At 37.2% G+C, this 18668-nt stretch carries 20 protein-coding genes; 11 read left to right on the forward strand and 9 right to left on the reverse strand.

Annotated elements, in window-relative coordinates; all coding sequences use genetic code 11:
• Positions 1 to 12 precede the first annotated feature (12 nt).
• Positions 13 to 525 (reverse strand): TetR/AcrR family transcriptional regulator, encoded by a 513-nt coding sequence (locus ACQ4QH_RS09680; protein WP_439818699.1) that lies wholly within the window; start codon positions 523 to 525, stop codon positions 13 to 15.
• Positions 526 to 795: 270 nt separating this feature from the next.
• Between ACQ4QH_RS09680 and ACQ4QH_RS09685 the strand changes: the two genes are divergently transcribed.
• On the forward strand, positions 796 to 1488 hold the full coding sequence (locus tag ACQ4QH_RS09685; protein WP_439818700.1) for a 1,4-beta-N-acetylmuramidase: 693 nt from the start codon (positions 796 to 798) through the stop codon (positions 1486 to 1488).
• Between the two features lie 239 nt (positions 1489 to 1727).
• Here ACQ4QH_RS09685 and ACQ4QH_RS09690 read toward each other — a convergent pair whose 3' ends face one another.
• Together ACQ4QH_RS09690 and guaD are read right to left on the reverse strand one after the other, a co-directional pair.
• Entirely contained in the window at positions 1728 to 3074 is a 1347-nt protein-coding gene (locus ACQ4QH_RS09690; protein ID WP_439818701.1) for a uracil-xanthine permease family protein, read from the reverse strand.
• 47 nt (positions 3075 to 3121) lie between these two features.
• A complete protein-coding gene (gene guaD / locus ACQ4QH_RS09695) occupies positions 3122 to 4462 on the reverse strand; it encodes a guanine deaminase (RefSeq protein ID WP_439818702.1) in 1341 nt (446 codons plus the stop codon).
• A 214-nt stretch (positions 4463 to 4676) separates the two neighbouring features.
• Between guaD and ACQ4QH_RS09700 the strand changes: the two genes are divergently transcribed.
• The 5 genes from ACQ4QH_RS09700 (at position 4677) to ACQ4QH_RS09720 (ending at position 8193) form a co-directional block, all read left to right on the forward strand.
• Positions 4677 to 5237, forward strand: coding sequence for a biotin transporter BioY (locus ACQ4QH_RS09700; RefSeq protein WP_439818703.1), 561 nt, complete (start codon positions 4677 to 4679; stop codon positions 5235 to 5237).
• A 12-nt stretch (positions 5238 to 5249) separates the two neighbouring features.
• Positions 5250 to 6227, forward strand: a complete 978-nt coding sequence (locus tag ACQ4QH_RS09705; RefSeq protein WP_439818704.1) for a biotin--[acetyl-CoA-carboxylase] ligase — start codon at positions 5250 to 5252, stop codon at positions 6225 to 6227.
• Positions 6169 to 6534, forward strand: coding sequence for a CHY zinc finger protein (locus ACQ4QH_RS09710; protein ID WP_439818705.1), 366 nt, complete (start codon positions 6169 to 6171; stop codon positions 6532 to 6534). The genes ACQ4QH_RS09705 and ACQ4QH_RS09710 overlap by 59 nt, the downstream gene beginning before the upstream one ends.
• 301 nt (positions 6535 to 6835) lie before the next feature.
• Positions 6836 to 7342 (forward strand): helix-turn-helix domain-containing protein, encoded by a 507-nt coding sequence (locus ACQ4QH_RS09715; RefSeq protein ID WP_439818706.1) that lies wholly within the window; start codon positions 6836 to 6838, stop codon positions 7340 to 7342.
• A 35-nt stretch (positions 7343 to 7377) separates the two neighbouring features.
• Positions 7378 to 8193: an IS3 family transposase gene (locus tag ACQ4QH_RS09720; RefSeq protein WP_439819497.1), complete on the forward strand. Its 816-nt coding sequence runs from the start codon at positions 7378 to 7380 to the stop codon at positions 8191 to 8193.
• An 84-nt stretch (positions 8194 to 8277) separates the two neighbouring features.
• Here the strand turns inward: ACQ4QH_RS09720 and ACQ4QH_RS09725 are convergent, their stop codons facing one another.
• From ACQ4QH_RS09725 to ACQ4QH_RS09740, 4 genes are all read right to left on the reverse strand, one after another.
• Positions 8278 to 8766 (reverse strand): cysteine hydrolase family protein, encoded by a 489-nt coding sequence (locus ACQ4QH_RS09725; protein WP_439818707.1) that lies wholly within the window; start codon positions 8764 to 8766, stop codon positions 8278 to 8280.
• Positions 8767 to 8933: 167 nt separating this feature from the next.
• The gene (locus ACQ4QH_RS09730) at positions 8934 to 9179 is read right to left on the reverse strand and encodes a hypothetical protein (RefSeq protein ID WP_439818708.1); all 246 of its coding nucleotides are present in this window, start codon (positions 9177 to 9179) and stop codon (positions 8934 to 8936) included.
• A gap of 10 nt (positions 9180 to 9189) precedes the next feature.
• Entirely contained in the window at positions 9190 to 10605 is a 1416-nt protein-coding gene (locus ACQ4QH_RS09735; RefSeq protein ID WP_439818709.1) for a glycoside-pentoside-hexuronide (GPH):cation symporter, read from the reverse strand.
• Between the two features lie 235 nt (positions 10606 to 10840).
• Positions 10841 to 11971, reverse strand: a complete 1131-nt coding sequence (locus tag ACQ4QH_RS09740) for an ROK family protein (RefSeq protein ID WP_439818710.1) — start codon at positions 11969 to 11971, stop codon at positions 10841 to 10843.
• Positions 11972 to 12192: 221 nt separating this feature from the next.
• Here ACQ4QH_RS09740 and ACQ4QH_RS09745 point away from each other — a divergent pair, with 221 nt between their 5' ends.
• Positions 12193 to 12972: an SDR family oxidoreductase gene (locus tag ACQ4QH_RS09745; RefSeq protein ID WP_140836687.1), complete on the forward strand. Its 780-nt coding sequence runs from the start codon at positions 12193 to 12195 to the stop codon at positions 12970 to 12972.
• Positions 12973 to 13047: 75 nt separating this feature from the next.
• On the forward strand, positions 13048 to 14583 hold the full coding sequence (locus ACQ4QH_RS09750; protein WP_439818711.1) for an FGGY-family carbohydrate kinase: 1536 nt from the start codon (positions 13048 to 13050) through the stop codon (positions 14581 to 14583).
• Positions 14584 to 14744: 161 nt separating this feature from the next.
• On the opposite strand, the gene ACQ4QH_RS09755 is transcribed toward ACQ4QH_RS09750, so the two are convergent.
• Both ACQ4QH_RS09755 and ACQ4QH_RS09760 read right to left on the reverse strand, forming a co-directional pair.
• Positions 14745 to 15437 (reverse strand): N-acetylmannosamine-6-phosphate 2-epimerase, encoded by a 693-nt coding sequence (locus ACQ4QH_RS09755; RefSeq protein WP_439818712.1) that lies wholly within the window; start codon positions 15435 to 15437, stop codon positions 14745 to 14747.
• Positions 15438 to 15471: 34 nt separating this feature from the next.
• Entirely contained in the window at positions 15472 to 16413 is a 942-nt protein-coding gene (locus ACQ4QH_RS09760) for a nucleoside hydrolase (RefSeq protein WP_439818713.1), read from the reverse strand.
• 186 nt (positions 16414 to 16599) lie between these two features.
• Between ACQ4QH_RS09760 and ACQ4QH_RS09765 the strand changes: the two genes are divergently transcribed.
• The 3 genes from ACQ4QH_RS09765 (at position 16600) to ACQ4QH_RS09775 (ending at position 18666) form a co-directional block, all read left to right on the forward strand.
• Positions 16600 to 17058: a GNAT family N-acetyltransferase gene (locus ACQ4QH_RS09765; RefSeq protein ID WP_439818714.1), complete on the forward strand. Its 459-nt coding sequence runs from the start codon at positions 16600 to 16602 to the stop codon at positions 17056 to 17058.
• Between the two features lie 2 nt (positions 17059 to 17060).
• Positions 17061 to 17657, forward strand: coding sequence for a hypothetical protein (locus ACQ4QH_RS09770; RefSeq protein ID WP_439818715.1), 597 nt, complete (start codon positions 17061 to 17063; stop codon positions 17655 to 17657).
• A gap of 79 nt (positions 17658 to 17736) precedes the next feature.
• Positions 17737 to 18666, forward strand: a complete 930-nt coding sequence (locus ACQ4QH_RS09775) for a 2-dehydropantoate 2-reductase (protein WP_439818716.1) — start codon at positions 17737 to 17739, stop codon at positions 18664 to 18666.
• Positions 18667 to 18668: the final 2 nt, after the last annotated feature.

The raw sequence follows: 18668 nt of genomic DNA on the forward strand, positions 1-18668 counted from the left end.
GCCATACCCCCTCTAATGTTTGCCTGTCAAAATTGTACGTAATTGTGTTATTCGCTCAGCCATTGTATCCGGATCTAAAATAATGTCACGAATCGTTTGATGATAAAGAACCGTAATCGCCCACTGCTCTGGGCCATTATCTTCCGCCATTAATTTGGTTGGTTCGTTACCTAAAAATCCTTCATTGTACCGATAATGTTGTGTCATCAGACCCTTGTATCCCGTCTTATCTGTTTCTAAAACAAATGCCTCAATAGTTGAAATGTAAGTTTCAACATTATCAACTGTAGGCGTTTCAGGAATCATACGATGAATTTCATATAGTGCGACACCCAATACATAGTTATAGGCATCCGTTAAATCTGTAAAATATTTATAAAATGCACCTCGCGCAATACCAGAGTCTGCAACTATTCGAGCCACTTGTGCCTCTGCTAATGGATATGTTGAAAATTCTTTCAATAAAGAATGACGAATACGAAGTTGTTTTTCTTCAGCCAAATTTTCAAATGTTTTTAAAACCATCGTTATTTCTCACTTTCTAAAAATGACACGGTGTCACTTTGTTACATCCTCAGTATAACAAAAAGTGACACCGTGTCAACTCAGAAAAACAAACACTGCATACACGAATTATTGCTTAAAATAAAAATTCTAATAAAATCACTTTTAAGTTTGATTTAACAGTTTTCTAGACTATTTCATGTAACCTTTTTGACACGATAAAGATACTTATTAGTAACATTGAACGTCATTCTTTGTTAGAATTAATAATATACAAAGGAGGAACACAAAATGAGAAACAGATTTATTAGTAAAGCTTCATTAGTGTCAGCCTTAGTAGGAGGTGCCGTCCTAGGTGGATTGGCTATTACACCGACAGCACCTGTTTCTGCAGATACTACTGCAAGCACAACGCAACAAACAAATACACAACAAGATAATCGAACAGGTTACGTTTATTCACCAGAAGTTTCAACTGCAAATGGTGGATATAATTGGTTAGAAAACGGTAAACCATATACTGGTGTCCGTTACTATGCCGGCTCATATTATTGGTTCGACAATGGTGTTCGTCAAAATAATCAGTGGGCACATGCTTACGGATTAACCTATTATCTTGATAGCAATGGACGTGCTGTCCAAGGTTACCAATTTATTAGCGGTCGCGCCTACTTCTTTGGATCAGATGGTACCTACTACCTTCGCGAAGAAGTACCAAGTGGCTACATTAACTTTGAAGGTGTTGGTTGGCGCTGGATCGAAGACGGACAACTTTATACAGGATTCCGCATGTTAAATAGTAAATACAACTACTTCGAGAATGGTGTTCGTCAAACAAGTAGATGGGTGAGCGCTTATGGACATAAGTACTTCATCGAAAGTGATGGACAACCGGTACAGGGTTACCACTATATTGATGGTCATATGTATTACTTCGGTAAGGATAACACTTACTACCTTCGATACATGATGCCTGATCAGTAAAATTAACTCCCTACTTTAAACCGATACCAATGAAAAATCGTTGGTATCGGTTTTTATACTTATATCACTTTAAATGGAAATTTAAACATATAAAAAAGTTGAGACAAAAGAGAATGTCCCAACTTTTATTAGGCTATAATTTTGATAGCATAAACGCGTTCCAAAAGTCTGAAGACTCAATGTAGCGCAAATCACGTGTCACACTGGCTTCAAAACAACTTTTATCTCGCTCTGCTTTTTTAATTGGCCGTAGATACTGAAGCAACTGATTTTTTAGTTGATAATAATAAATTCAAGACAACAGCGGTAATTGCTGCTACCGTAATTGGTGAGCCTAACAAGTATTGCAACATTTGTGGTGCATCGTTGACTACCTTTTCTGGCAAGAATACCAGTGCCAAAGTCATGACAATTGGCACACCAATAATATAACCCTTATTTCCTGTCATGTTCAAATCACCAATAACATTCAAACCACTTAGCATAATGATAACAACGATGACGGCAAACACACCACCGATAACTGCTGCTGGAATTGCAGCCAGTAATGCCGATAACTTTCCGAAAAATCCTAAGATAACAAACCAGGTTCCTGCAGCAACAAATACTCGACGACTAGCAACCCCAGTAATTGAAACAACTCCTGCATTTGTTGAGTAACCTGTCATTGGTGTGCTACCTAGTAGTGCAGAAACTAAACAACTTAATCCTTCACCGATCACACCGCGATTCCACTGCTTGTTTGTGATATTTTCTTTTGTAACAGCGCTCATTGCAAACCAAGTACCAGTTGTTTCAGTCGTTAAGACCATAAAGATAATAATAAATGTAATAATGGCTGATAAGTTAAAGCTGATACCATAATGTAGTGCTGTGAATTGTGGCAAGCTGAACCAGTCAGCTTTTGCAACCGTTGACCAATCCATCAATCCCATAAAGCTTGCAACAGTCGTTCCAACTACCAATGCAATGACGATTGAACCAATCTTAAAAACTCTTTGTAATTGTGGCAAGTGCGTACCAATTGCAATCGAAATTAGTAAAGCAACCATCGTAATAGCAGCTAATTCAATGTTTTGATAAATATTGCCACTCGCTTTGAAAATATTGTCATTCAGTGCAGAAGGTAATAATGATAGTCCTACGCAAGTGATAATCGTTCCACCAACAATTGATGGTATCAATGTATTGACAATCTTTTGATAAACACCAGATAGTCCTAGCAAAATCAACAATATTGATGCGACTGCACTTGAACCAATAACAGCTGACATACCGCCATTAGCGGCACCGTTAGCCATAAACACACCCACAATAGCACCGATTGGTACATATGAAGGTCCTTGTGACATTGGCATTTTCATAAATATAGACGTCTGTAACAAAGTCCCAATACCACACGCTAGAAAGGCAACTTGCAAAAATCCTGTCGTTTGTGCAGTACTCATTGAGAGCAATCCAGCAATAATTAGTGGTGGCACATATACGTCCATTGCCAGTACGTGTTGCAAACCTAATAAGCCCGCCTCCGCTACTGGTACCTTGTCATTTGCACCAATTAATAAACCACTTTTTTCTTCAGCCATGAACTTTCTCTTCTCCTTTTAGTTCACTATGTTCCACATGAAACATCCTAGTTAGCAAAAACACCTTGCGTCATCACATGATCAATTTCTGATACTGTGGTTTGATACATAATTTTTTCAAACGTATCCTCCGGTCCTTGATGACCAAATGTTGGATACTTTTCATGAACAATTTGCAAATCCGCTGCATATCCTTGTTTAATTTGCCCTGTTGTCAAATTCAAACTTTTTGCACCACCAATTGTTGCCATATAAAATGCATTCTTAGCAGTAATCGCTGCCTGATGTGTACCACGTAAATCGGGTGATATTTCACTATCTACGCCTTCATCGAGCATCCGTGATGACATAATTGCTTGGCGAATATTTTGGTAGACACTAGGATCATAACCCCCAGAAATGTCTGTTCCCAAACCTACTTTTACCTCTTCACTAAGTAGTTTCTTGGCTGGAAAGACCGCATTACCAAAATACACATTTGAAATCGGACAGTGCGCAATACCAACGCCCCGGTCCTTGAATCGTTTAATATCCTCATCGTTCAATAAAGTACCATGTGCCATGATTGATTTATCTGTTAACAAACCAAATTCATCCAACACAGCTGCATCTCGTTTACCATATGTTTCTAATGCATACCCATTTTCCCAATCACTTTCACTACAATGTGATTGGATTGGTAAATCATATTTGTTTGCCAATTTTCCTAGTCCAGATAGTACCTCATCAGTACAAGACGGTAAAAATCTAGGCGTAATAACTGGCATTACTGGTACAGACTGGTCTTTATTTAATTTTTCAACTTCATAGATAAAGTTTTCTGTTTCTTCTAAAGCTGCAGCAGCTGATTCATCCCGATAATAATCTGGCGTTTGTTCTGGATTGTCCATGACGACCTTACCAACAAAACCACGCTGATGATGTGACAAGCAAGATTTAACAAGCTCCAAATTACCAGTATTATCAACAGAACCGAAATAAAGTGCTGTGGTTGTACCATTTGCTAATAAAGTTTCGACAAGGTTGTCGTAAACCAAATGTGCATACTTAGCATCTTTAAACTTAGCCTCTAATGGAAAAGTATATTCTTCCAACCATTCATATAATGGTCGATCCAATGCTAATCCAGCATTTGGCCACTGCGGTGCATGAACATGTAAATCAATAAATCCAGGTAATATCACCTGATCATCAGCTAATGCCACCAGTGTGCCAGTCTGTTCAGCGGTATGAATAATTGTCGTATAATCGTCCTCATCTGCCAGAACAATTCGAGCAATTGTCCCACCATCGTCAATACAAACTAGACTATCTGGTTGGTAATCGACTTGATTTTGATCAATTGCCGTATAATAACGACCTTTTAAAACTGTTTTATAAATCATCATCACCTCAAAAATATTGCTACCCTTTAATCAATAAAATTATAGCAAACATTACTTTAATTATCACGGTTAATTTTATAAAAATCACTAACTTAAAAAATAAAAGCCGTTCAATTGTTCGTATTAATTGATTAGTAACCTTGTCATTGATTTATGGGTTACTAATGATTATAATAAAATCATTCTCAAATCTATCAGAACGGATATAAAAATTAACATGAAAAATCAACAGACTCGGAAACTGACCCTGGCAGCTATGATGACCGCCATATTAATTATTCTTGGTGTTTTTCCTGGAATTCCCTTGGGATTCATCCCCATTCCAATCATCATTCAAAACATGGGCGTTTTACTAACAACCGAATTGTTAGGGGCAAAATACGGCACACTATCTATCTCCCTATTCCTAGCCTTAGCACTTTTTGGACTACCTGTATTATCTGGCGGGCGTGGTGGATTTGCTGTTTTTCTTGGACCGACTGGTGGTTACTTAATTGCCTGGTTACTTGTACCAGCAATTTTGGGCGCAATTCTTTACCTACTTAAGCAGAATAACCAACTTTCTTGGTGGCTTGAATTAATTGTTGTCATTGTTGCTGGTGTCTTTTTTATTGACGTTATTGGTTCAATTTGGCTTTCCATTCAATCACACATGTCATTAACTACTGCACTACTTTCTAACATTGCTTTCCTACCTGGTGATATGATTAAAGCAATACTATCAGTTATATTGGCTAGACGATTAAGAAAACTTCCCGCTCTACAAGGGATTTTTTAGAGGGAGATTATTTTGACAACAACCAAACAAAAAGTATTATTCGAGTTACTAGCTCATCAAGGTGAATGGCTTTCGGGCGATGAGTTAGCAACAGATTTGCAAATCAGTCGGGAAAGTATTTGGAAAGCAATCAATGCTTTAAAAAAGAAGAATCATCAAATTGAAAGTCGAAAAAACCTGGGCTATCAATATATTGAAACACCAATGCTCGATGAAGACGTTGTTCATTATTATTTAGATAATCGTCTTGTCGATGATGTATTTGTTGAACAAGAGGTAACTTCAACCCAGCATCTGGCAAAGCAATATTTGACATCCCATCATATCCAAAAACCAGTTATTTTCGCTGCTGAATCTCAATCTAATGGCTATGGTCGTCGTGGCCGCGCCTTCTATTCTCCAGCAACTAGTGGGCTATACTTCACGATCATCCTGCCAAATACGACAGATGATTGGTCACAAGTTGGTTTACTAACAACTAGTATGGCTGTTGTGATTGCCCAAACCTTGGAGCAATTCTTTCCTGATGAACAGATTGATTTAAAGTGGGTCAATGATTTATTCATTAAAGATAAAAAAGTTGGTGGCATTATTACTGAGGCAAATATTGAGCTAGAATCAAAATCAGCTTCAGCATTTATCATGGGTGTTGGTTTAAATTTAACGACTGATAATTTCCCTAAAGAATTATTAGACATTGCTCAAGGTATCAACAGTCAAGTTAAAGTGGATCGTAATCAACTACTGGTTACTTTGGTTAACCGCATTATTAACACCTATGAACATGGTGACATTCCCACACTTCTAGCAGAGTACCGACACCGTTCAAACGTCATTGGGAAACGCGTCACTTTAAAACTAGGCAATAAAATGATAACCGGTACAGCAAAGCAAATTGCCAATGATGGTGGCTTAATTATTGAGGATGAAAATGGTATTACAAAATCATTTACAAGTGGCGAAGTTATCAAAACAACTGTCTTCAGATAAAAATGAAGCAACGATACAGGGTATCCAATTGGATCCAGACGGACGTTGCCTGCATTACCATACCAACAATGATATTGTCGCCCTAAAATGCGTACAATGTCATCAATACTTTGCTTGTTACCAGTGCCATGATGCAATAATGTCACATGAATTCATGCCTGCTAACCCTGAAGATAAATCCGTCATGTGCGGGATTTGTCATCATATTATGAATTATCAGGATTATTCACAAAATTCGTGCCCAATCTGCCACCATGCATTTAATCCAAAGTGTGCGTTGCACCATGAGATTTATTTTGAATCATAATTATCTTGGTATAAAAATAGCTAAGCGGTCATTTTTTGAAATCTGTTCAGAAAATGACTAGCTTAGCTATTTTTAATTTAAATATTTATTAGACCCCGAGAGGGAGACAAAAGTTGTTTTGAAGCCAGTGTGACACGTGATTTGCGCAATTTTTGGCCGTAGCAAAGCGAAGGACAGGGATTGCGTAAATTATTGCGTTACATTGAGGCTTCAGACTTTTGGAACGCGTTTATGCTAGAAAACTTTCATGACTATATGAGGCGTACCCCGAAAGTTAAAGTAACTTTCGGGGTTTTTCTTTATGACTAAGATATCAAAACAAACAAAACTTGAGGCAATCCTGGAATATTTTTCAGGGAACAAAAGTAAACAAGAAGTTGCTAAACGTTATGGCATACACTATACGAGTTTCAAGATGCTGTTAGAGGCGTATAAAACACACGGATCTGACGTGTTATTTAATCCTCCAAAACCAACTGGAAAATTTCGAGTTGAATTAGCTTCGTGGGCAATCAGAAATAACGCTTCGAATACTGAAGTTGCAGCTAAATTTGGCTATGTAGGCACCGCTCAAATAGTAAAGTGGAAAGAGATATATTCCAAACTTGGGCCAAATGGGTTATTGTCTATACAAAAAGGACGAAAACCTAAAATGCCTAACAAGAAGCCTAAGTCAGATAAACCGTTGACGGATCAAGAAAATCAACTCGCTCAACTCGAAGACGAAGTTCTTCGATTGAAGATTGAAAATGAAGCGTTAAAATTATTAGCCTCGATTCAGCAACGAACCGACAAATCTCAGAAGTAGCTTGCCGACTCGAGGCGCAATTTAAACTAGTAGATATTCTAAAGGTTCTTCCGATTGCAGAAAGTACAGTACACTACTGGAAACGAAAGTTTAAAAAGGAAGACCCCGATGAGCCACTTCGCGTGGCTATCAGGACGATTTGGGAAGCGGATAATCACTATGGTGTGCGTCGAGTTTATTTAGAGTTGCGAAAGCAACCTGAGTTCGCAAAGGTAAATCACAAGAAGATCCAACGACACATGCATGAGATGGGGTTAAAAGGCGTTGGGTATAACAAGCAATCGCGTAAGTATGATTCATCTAAGGGTCCTGAAGGGAAACGAGTGAAGAACAAGATTCACCGTCGTTTCAAGACTGATCGACCATTACAAAAACTATCTAGTGACGTCACGGAGTTTAAAGTTCCGGCCACTGGAGAAAAAGTATATTTAGAACCAATCCTAGATATGTACAACAACGAGATTCTTACACATTCAATTAGCACCCGTCCGAATCTCGAATTTACCCTACAACCGCTTAATCAGCTCGTAGAGCGAATGCCAGAACTTTCTTATCGAACAACCATTCACACTGATCAAGGTTGGCAATATCGGCACAGATCATGGCGTAAGACGCTGAAGAAAAACCGCATCATCCAAAGCATGTCGCGTCGCGCGACCGCTCTAGACAATGCGGTTATGGAAAGTTTCTTTAATAAATTGAAGGTCGAAATTGGCCCATTGAACAATTATTCATCGGCAAAAGAGTTGATTGACGCAATTAACAATTGGATACTGTATTACAACAACACACGAATTCAAGTAAAATTAAACGGCCACTCACCGGTAGAATACCGACAAATGGCCGCTTAATCAGCTAAAATATTTTACTTTAACTTTTTGGGTACGCCTCAATAATTAAGACGTTTTTAGTAAAAAAGGTTGGGATATCAGCTTTTATCCCAATTTCAAAAAAGTATGGTTCCAAATGCCTTCAAAAAATTTTCCAGTTTCTTCGGCAGTCATGAATTCATTATCATTAGTGGCTACTAACCCACGATGCATGCTCAACTGATAGTGCCTATCATGAGCTACTTTAATCGTTGTATCAACACAATATTCTGTCTGTGCACCACAGATTTCAATTTCCTGTACATTTAAATTTTCTAAAATTGATTGTAGTTCCGTATTAAAAAAAGCATTAGGATGTGTTTTTTGAACAAAAAAATCCGTTGGTAAAACATCTAGCTCAGGAACTAATTCCCATGGTACCGTATTTCTGACAAGTTCTGCATCATTGTGCTGCACAAATATTATAGGATCTGCTGTCTTTCTGTATGCCTTGATACGCTCATTCACACCTTGAATCAAAGAATCATAATTATAAATACGTCCATCTTCATTACAAACACCATTCTGTAAATCAATAACTAATAATGCTTTCATCAGTGCCTCCTTCTTGCATACGGTCAACTTAACTTTAATTTAGAATACAATATTCTTATCTTAGTCACTAGCATTAGCAACTATTGTTGTCTTATACGGATTTTTATACAAAAAAGCACAAACCAAAATGACTTAAGTTTGCGCTATCTATTGATTGGATTATGATTTTAACTATACCGACGCTCAATCAGCTTTTCTAGTATCTGATTCTTTTTAGCTTCACGAACCGCTTCTAACTGGCTTTCCTCTAACCCATTAAAATCTTGGGCTACTAGCAATGCTTCTAGGTATAATGTTAACTGTCGCTTAATATAAGTTTTATTTTCTTCATTCGCTTCTTTTAAATTTCCACCTAAAACAGCTAATGCAAATGCTTCAGGATTTAATGTAAGTTCATCTTTTTTCATGATCAATATCTCCCGCTTAATCTACTTCAACTGAATTATCGCCCAACTTCTGACGTAGTGCTTTAACCACATCAGCATGTTTTTCTTCAGTAAGAGTAACCTTCCGCAAGAAAATAATTGCTGAAATAATTAAGAGTACCATTGGTATGTAGAACATAAATGCCTTAAATTGGAATAATCCTGATGACGTAATATCACTAGGTTTCACATTGCCAGTCATTCCTGCTCCAACTGCAACAAGTCCTACAATTCCATTTGAGAACGCTCCTGCTAATTTATCAATCAACGGACGAACAGAAAGAGTCACTGCTTCATTTCGTTTACCGCTTTTCAATTGACCGTATTCAACCAAATCACTAATTGTCATTAATGTTGACAAGAAAATCATTGGGTATGGGAAAAATATAATTGATGCTGCTAACAAGGCTAAGAATAAATTCTGACCTGCTAACGTAAAGATAATAAAGCCGATGAACATGACCCCAATTCCACCGATATAAACAAACTTACGTGAAATTTTTTCTGCTAACATTGGGAATGCTGCAACAGAAATAACACCTAATACACATGTAATAATTCCAATATATGAGTATGCTTCAGCATGTCCAAGGACATAACGGAAGTAGTACAACAGTAATGAATTATTAATAACGTAACTAAACGCAAACAAGAAGTAACTTAATGCTAACCACATTAATTGGTCGTTTGATCCAATAACTTTAAACACATCTCTAAAACGAGTATGTTCAACATTTTCACGAATTAAGTTCTTATCTTCTTTTACATTTCGTGCTAAGAAGATGGCACCAAATGATGCTAATAAGCCAATGACAATTGCATATCCTAACCATCCCATCGCGTTCTGATCACCATGCTGTGCGCCAAACCAACCAGAAAACAATGTAACTAACGGAACAATAACAATGATGACACTTTGTGCACCTAAAGTTGAACCAAAACGTGAGAATGTACCAAACTTAGTACGCTCTTTACTATCCATAGACAAAGCTGGCAACATTGACCATAGCGCAATATCACTAAATGAATAAAAAACATCTAAGGTCAAAAATGCGATACCAAACAAAACCAAGTAAAGTAGGGGTTTACTAATCGCAAGTCCACCAAAATCAGTAAAAATTAACGCCAACATTAACGACGCCACAATTGTTCCTGCTAATAACCATGGTTTAAATTTACCCCATTTTGTTTTTGTATTATCAACTGCCCCACCAATCATTGGATCAAACATGATTTCTGCAATACGAATAACAGTCATCAACAATGTAACATATCCAATCATGCGGGTATTAAAAGCGGCATCATTAGTCGTAAACAACTGACTAGTAACAAACATAACAAAATATAGGCTCAATGTATTATAAAATGCATCGTGGCCAAATGCGCCAAGCGCAAATGATACATATTTTTTCATTATTTTTCCTCAGTATGTGAATTTTTAGTGCAGGTTCCTAGGCCGCTAAATAAAAAATCTTGACATTACTGTTTAAGTAATCATCCCGATTAATATTTCTAAAAATCCATAAGCACCTGAAGAAAGCGCTTACTCAGTGTATACTAGCAAATCAATTAATAATGTGCAACCATTTTTTCACAAAGTTTATTTGTAACTATTAATCATTTTTATAAATTACATATATTTTTTAGTACTAAATTTCTTCAACAAAACGTTGAACTAATGGTAATGCTGCCCCGAATGCTACCGGATTTGTGTGAACCTCTCCTAATTCCAAATAATTTTTTTCTTCTGGAAATGCACTAATTTGTGAAATTCTTTTTTCCAAATAACCAATAGTTTTTTCTGTTAAATAATTGGTTATTTCTCCAGCCAATATTATTGGTGAATCAGCAAACATATGTAAATTAACAATGGCTTCAGCAACATTATTTAAATATTGATGCCACCGACGCAATGCATCACTATCGTCTGAATGAATTAAATCAAAAAAACTAGTTAATGTTTCTTTGGATGCATCTATTAGCGTACTAATAGCCACGTAAGTTTCAATACACCCATGTCTCCCACAATAGCATAAGCGGTTATCATCCATCGCAATTGTGATATGTTCCATCGTGCCAGAACGTCCTCGTGCACCATTATATATTTTACCGTCAACCATCATCGCAGTTCCCAAATGCTCCCCAATTGAAAGATATATCGCATCTTCTGTTCGTTTGGAGGCATGTTGTTCAGCTAATGCAACAGCGTCAGCATCGTGTAGAAATGTCACCGGAAATGGTAAGTATTTTTGAAAAGCCGCTGTTGTTAAATCTGCCATTGGTAAGATTTTACTATATACAACCCGTCTTTGATCATCCGACACTAACCCTTGAATACCAATTCCCAAGCCAACGATTCGATCAATATCAAGCTTCTTAGAGTCCACAAACTTCTTAAGTTCATCAGTAATCTTTTTATAATATGTATCCGTGTTCTCAAAAATAATATCTATGCGTTCTTTTGCAGATAATTCTCCCCGTGCATTTAAACTAATTATTGTTATGTAATTACCAAAAAGTTCCATTCCTAAGCTGGTAAAAGCACTCTCATTTAACTTATACGCTTGTGCGGGTCGTCCCGTCTTTTGCGTTAAAAATTCACCATCTTTAACAATCAATTCGCGGTTTAATAATTTTTTTAAATTACTCGTAATCGTAGGCAAACTATGGCCTAGGTTATCTGAAATGACTTGTTTCGAAACTCTGTCATACCGATAAAATAAATGAAATGTCTCAGCAAAATTATTCTTTTGAACACTTTTCATGCCTTGGTCTTTCATAATTTTCCTCCAAAAAAATATCTTTACCAAAGCTTATCACTACTGAATTTTATAAGCAATTCAAGCATTTATGTAAAATGATTTTATATAAATGTGTTGACAAGATGAAAGCGCTGTCATAAACTTATTCGTGTATTAAGCAAAGTGATTTTACATAATTAACATTTAATTAAAGGTCACATTGTGTTTTACAAATTATTTTATTTTATGTGAGGTTTATTATGACTACGATTAATGATCGCTTACGCCTAGACGGTAAAAAAATTTATGTTACCGGTGGTGCGCAAGGATTAGGTAAGGCAATGGCACAAGGTTTAGCCGAAGCTGGTGCTGATATTGCAATTGTTGATATTCAATTAGAAAAAGCCCAAGAGACAGCTCGAGAGATTGCTGAATCAACTGGACAAAAAGTTATTGCTGTCAAAGCAGACGTTACAGATCCAGATAGTGTTAATGCAATGATCGATACAATTGTATCTGAACTTGGTGGATTAGATGTTGCGTTTAATAATGCTGGTATGGTTATTAATACTCCTGCTACAGAAACAACATTTGAGCAGTGGCAAAAGGTTATCAACTTAAACCTAAATGGTGTATTTCTAACTTCTCAGGCTGCTGGTAAATATATGATCGAACATGGCGGTGGTTCAATTATTAACACTGCTTCAATGTCAGCTCACATTGTCAACCGCCCTCAACCACAAGCATCATACAATTCTTCAAAGGCTGGTGTTATTCAACTTTCAAAGTCACTGGCTATTGAATGGGCAAAGAAAGGTGTGCGCGTAAACACAATTTCTCCTGGTTACATGGCAACAGCTTTAACACAAAACTCAGAAGAGCTAAAGCCACTAATTAAAATTTGGAATGATTGGGCCCCAATGGAACGTATGGGCAAGCCTGAAGAGCTCCAGGGGATTGCAGTCTACTTAGCTTCAGATACAAGTAGTTTTGCAACTGGGGCTGATTTCCAAATTGATGGCGCCTTTACTGCTTGGTAAGCATCAAATTAAGTTAGAAAATATTTCCTAGGCCGCTTAATATGCTTTCTAAAATTTATTTACAAGGACATTGATATGAACTATCTAATTGGAACTGATGTCGGAACATCTGGTGCAAAAAGTGTGTTAATGAGTACTGAAGGAAAACTTATTGCACAATCTTTAGTTGAATATGATGTTCTCACACCCAAAAATCTATGGGCTGAACAATGGGCCCATGTTTGGCTTGAAGCAGCAAAACAAACTATTAAACAAGTCATTAAAAAAAGTGATGTAAATGCCGCTGATATTAAAGGAATTGGTATTTCTGCCCTTTATGGTGGAGCTGGTGTACCTGTCGATGACAAAGGTAATGAAGTCCGTCCAACACTAATCTGGATGGATAGACGAGCGGAAAAACAAGTAGCGTGGGTCAAAGATAATATTGATCTCAATCGATTATCAGAAATCACTGGAAATGATGTGGTTGACCCTTACTATGGATATACAAAAATGCTTTGGATCAAGGATAATGAACCTGAAAACTGGCAACGTATAAAGGAATTTCTGCCTCCAGATACATTTATAGTGAAGAATTTAACTGGTGTAACGGCTGTCAACTACTCAGCTGCTGGTAATATTGGTGGTGTCTATGATATTAACCAAAGCACTTGGTCAACTGAAATGCTTGATGCATTACATATTCCACGTACAATGATGCCTAATAAACTAGTTGCAGCTAATGAGATTGCTGGTTATATAACCGAAAAAGTTGCTGAGGAATTAGGCTTATTACCAAATACACCCGTGATTGTTGGTGGTGTGGATGTTGGTGCAGCCAATGTTGGTATGGGTGTTTTAGAGCCTGGACGATATGTTGCAGCAATTGGGACATCAATGAACGCAGCCCTAGTAAGCGAAAAACCAATTAAGAATAAGGGACTAATTGTATGGCCATATCCATACAACTCCCAACACCTAACCTATAACTTTAGTGGTTCAGCAACGGCTGGGGGTATCACAAAGTGGTTCAGAGATAATTTTGCACAAGCTGAATTTGCTGAACAAAAAAACGGTGGTCAAAATGCCTACGTTTCATTAGGGGAACAAGCTAAAAATATTCCAGCAGGAAGTAATGGACTTGTTGTCTTACCATATTTCATGGGAGAACGTGCACCTATTTGGAATTCAGATGCTAAAGGATTGATTTTTGGATTATCGTTATCGCATAGCAAAGCTCATATCTACCATGCTTTCCAAGAAGCTGTTGCTTATGCATTACGTCATTCAATTGAATTAACTGGTCAAAATCTAGGTGATTACATTGTCATTGCTGGAGGTGTCACAAATTCTAGTGATTGGGTGCAAATGTTCGCTGATGTTACCGGGTATGCCGTACGTACACCTGTAGAAGATGCTGAAGCCAATCTAGGAGATGTTATATTAGCTGGTCTTGCTACTAAGACACTGACACTGGATCAAGTTAAAAATTGGCAAGTTCTTGGTGAAAAAGTGTTACCAAATCCAGAACGACACGCAACGTATAATAAATATTTTGAACTCTACAAAAAATTGTATACTGATTTAAAGGATGACATGACTCTCCTGACAACAATTGATAACCAATTATAATTTTTAGATAGAACTTTACCTGATAACTTAAAAAAACAACATAAAAATTTGCATGCTTAACAAAATAGACTATTAAATTTAAATAATTTGATAGTCTATTTTTTACGCTTATAAAAAAGACCAGAACATTTTTATGTCCCAGTCATTGTTTATTTCCGTACCTATTTGTGCAGCTCTCTTACAAAACGTTCCGTAATCTCTTTTGGTCGTGTAATTGCACCACCAACAACAATCCCTGCGACATCCATTGCTTGAATCTTTTTGGCTTCTTCAGGTGTATGAATTTTGCCTTCCGCAATCACATCAATACCGTGGTCGACCAATTGTTGAATCAACTTATAATTTGGACCATCAATTTTTTCACTATCTGCGGTGTAGCCCGCCAGCGTTGTACCAACAAAATCAACACCCGCTTGCCATGCATTCAGTCCATCCGCAAAAGTTGCAATATCAGCCATTAGCAATTGATCCGGATACTTTGCTTTAATTTGTCCAATAAATTCACTGACTGTTAATCCATCATGCCGTAAACGAAGCGTGCCATCAAATGCAATCACATCAGGTTTAACTGCCATCAACTCATCAATTTCTTGCATGGTCGCCGTAATATACGGCTCTTCTGGTGGATAATCACGCTTAATGATGCCAATAACAGGTAAATTAACCATAGCCTTAATTTCTCGTATATCCCGCACCGAGTTTGCACGAATACCAACTGCACCACCTTGTTGTGCTGCTAGTGCCAACAGTGGCATCACACCACCTTTTTCAGTATACAATGGTTCACCTGGCAATGCCTGACATGAAACAATCAGTCCATTGGCAATTTGACGCATTAATACTTGTTTATCCATTTCAAGTTACTCCCCCTAATCGTTCAACAATCGATTACTTTTTATCCCCTAGTTTGGCCAACTCATCAATCTTGTCATAAAAGGCCTCTGCATCAACACTGGTAACAAAGGTAATTTCGCGTCCATCATCAGTTTGATAGGTTCTACCCTCAGAAGCACCAGTTGTGATAACATCAGTCTTTACTTGCACTGATTCAACTAATTCCGGATAACGACTAGCAAGTGTTGTCAGAACATCCCATAAATAATAAATAGAGTTTGCTTCAAATGAATGAACTAACGAATATCCTTGACCAATTAAATCTAGGGCAGGGTGCTGACGTTGTGTTGCCCAACGCATCCGTAATTCGGAAGTTAATGGCACTTGATCAGTACTATCAAGTCCCACCATGATAATCTTCAAATCAGAATCCCAAACTTTTTTTACCGCTTCCGCATCCCAGTAAGCATTCCATTCCATCGTGTCATCAGCCCCTGGTTCAGCAACGTTACCCTTGCTGTTCAAAGCACCGCCCATCCAATGTACACTTTCAATGTTTTCGGTAATACTTGGATCAACCTCTAACGCACGTGCTAAATCTGAAAGTGGTCCAGTCATCACCACTGTTACTTTATCATCAGATGATTTAATTTTATCAATCATATCTAAATGACCTGGTTTTGCAGCAACTGGCGTCTTTGGTTCACCATGCTCATTTAAAATAGGAAAATCATCAAAGGAGAAGGAACTCAATCGCCACTCCTTTGGAAACTGATGAACAGCTCGCGAATTTGACTTGGCAATATCAACAGGTTGATGACCTTCATGGCCGAATAAATCAACAATTTTACGTGATGCTGAAACAGAAGGCTCAACATACCCATCTGCGTCTGTCACACCGACCCCTAATAAGTTAACATCTGGCATTTGCAACAAAAGCAATAATGATACTAAGTCATCAACGTTCCCATCATGATTGAAATACACATTCTTCATTACAATTTCCCCACCAATTTGATTATTTTCTTTAAAGATTACGGAATTTCATTACTATCGTCAAGTTAAAGTTATCTCTATCTGAATAATGATAGTAAATTATCGTATTAAACTTGGATATATTATGACTAAGAATATGCTAACATTAAGCACTAGAGACCTAAATTTTTTCAGGAGGCAAAATTAATGATGTCAGAAGTTACCCTTAATATTAAAGATACTAGTGAATTGACCGCTTCAGAACTAATTACAATTATGCAAGCACGTACAAAAGTTTTTGTAGTCGAACAGAATTGTGCCTATCAAGAAGTCGACAACGCAGATTTTAATGCTCGCCACGTATATTTTAAAAATAACCAAGAGCTAATCGCCTATACACGTATCATTTCTGATGACAATCCAAACTATATTCGCTTTGGGCGTGTACTAGTCGCCGCGACTTATCGTAAACAACATTTTGGTCGCCAAATCGTAACCGAGACAATCAAAGAAATTCAACGTCTTTATCCAGAAAAAGCCATTAAAATTGGGGCACAGAATTATTTACGTGAATTCTATGAATCTTTTGGCTTTCAAGCTGTTTCTGACGTCTATTTAGAAGATAATATTCCCCATATTGACATGCTTTTAAATGGAGGACATTAGTTGTGCAATATCTTGTTTTAATTGGTGCATTATGCTCAATTGTCTTCGGCTCAGTTTACCTCATTTCAACCATTCAGGGTAAAGTACAACCCAATAAAGTAACTTGGTTATTATGGGCAGTGTCACCAATGATTTCAGTCATTGCGACTATCTCTGCAACAGGATTTGACTGGGCTATTTTACCAGTATTTATGGCTGGATTTATGCCCATGTTAGTTTTTATTGCATCACTATTTAATAAATCTGCCTACTGGCAGTTAAATTTGCTTGACTATCTTTGTGGTATTGTTGCCGTCTTTGCAATAATTATTTGGCACTTAACCAACGACCCTATTCTTGCCATTATTTTTTCAATTCTTAGTGATGCGATTGCATCCGTACCGACGTTACATAAGGCTTGGTTTTACCCAAATAGTGAAGCACCCATTTATTACATGGGTGGTGTTTTTTCATCAACTACTGGAATTTTAGCCGCTACAACTCATTGGTCATTTAGTACAGCATCCTTCCCCATTTATTTACTAATATTAAATACATCATTAATGTTAATTGTGATACGTAGAAAATCTGCATTAGCAAACAATAAAATGATGTTCTGATTATATAACGTACTGCCTAACATAATTCTGGTAAAATAGAGATGTAGACGTGAAAGCGTTTTAAAAGAAAGGATACATCATGAAAATAGCAATTGCAGGTAGTGGCGCAATGGGGAGTCGTTTTGGTTATATGCTGCATCAAGCAGGCAACCAAGTTACCTTGATTGATTTATGGCCTGAACATATTTCAACTATCAATACAAAAGGGCTTTCAGTAGAAACTGCTGGTGAACAAAAATTTGTGAAAATTCCAGCCGCTTTTCCGGAAGACGTTCACGATGATTTTGACCTAGTTTTATTATTCACAAAAGCTATGCAGCTAAGTGATATGTTAAAGAAAATTGCACACTTACTAACTGAGAATACTGCTGTCCTATGTTTATCAAATGGTATTGGAAACTTAGAGAACATCCAAAATGTTGCACCTCATATAGACTTATTAGTCGGTACAACGCTTTGGACCAGCGAATTAGTTGGACCAGGTTCGGTTATTCTAAACGGTTCTGGCTATATTGAATTCCAAGCAATTGAAAATGTTTCACATGAAACAGTCAATAAAATTAATGATGTTCTAAATGCAGCTGGCTTAAATGCTCGCCCAAGTAACAACGTCTTATTATCAATTTGGAAAAAAGCCTGCTTAAACGGGGTACTGAATACCCTCTGCACGATTCTAGATTGTAAAATTATGGAGCTTAACAAAAGCCAATATACATCAGTGTTAACAAAACGCATTGTTGCTGAATTTGAAGCTGTTGCAAAGGCCAAAGATATTCCTTTAACTGCTGAGCTTGCTTTAAAAACCATTGATGCATCACTAGCACCAGATCAAGCAGGTGATCACTACCCATCAATGCATCAAGATATTGCATCTGGACGACGTACTGAGATTGATTACTTAAATGGTGCAATTGCAAGAATGGGAAAGGAGCTCAATATTCCCACTCCTACTAACACATTAATTACTGAATTAATCCATGCTCGTGAAGATATTACCGTTAAAAATTAACC

The sequence above is a fragment of the Weissella paramesenteroides genome (genome assembly GCF_051903945.1).
GTDB lineage: Bacteria > Bacillota > Bacilli > Lactobacillales > Lactobacillaceae > Weissella > Weissella paramesenteroides_A.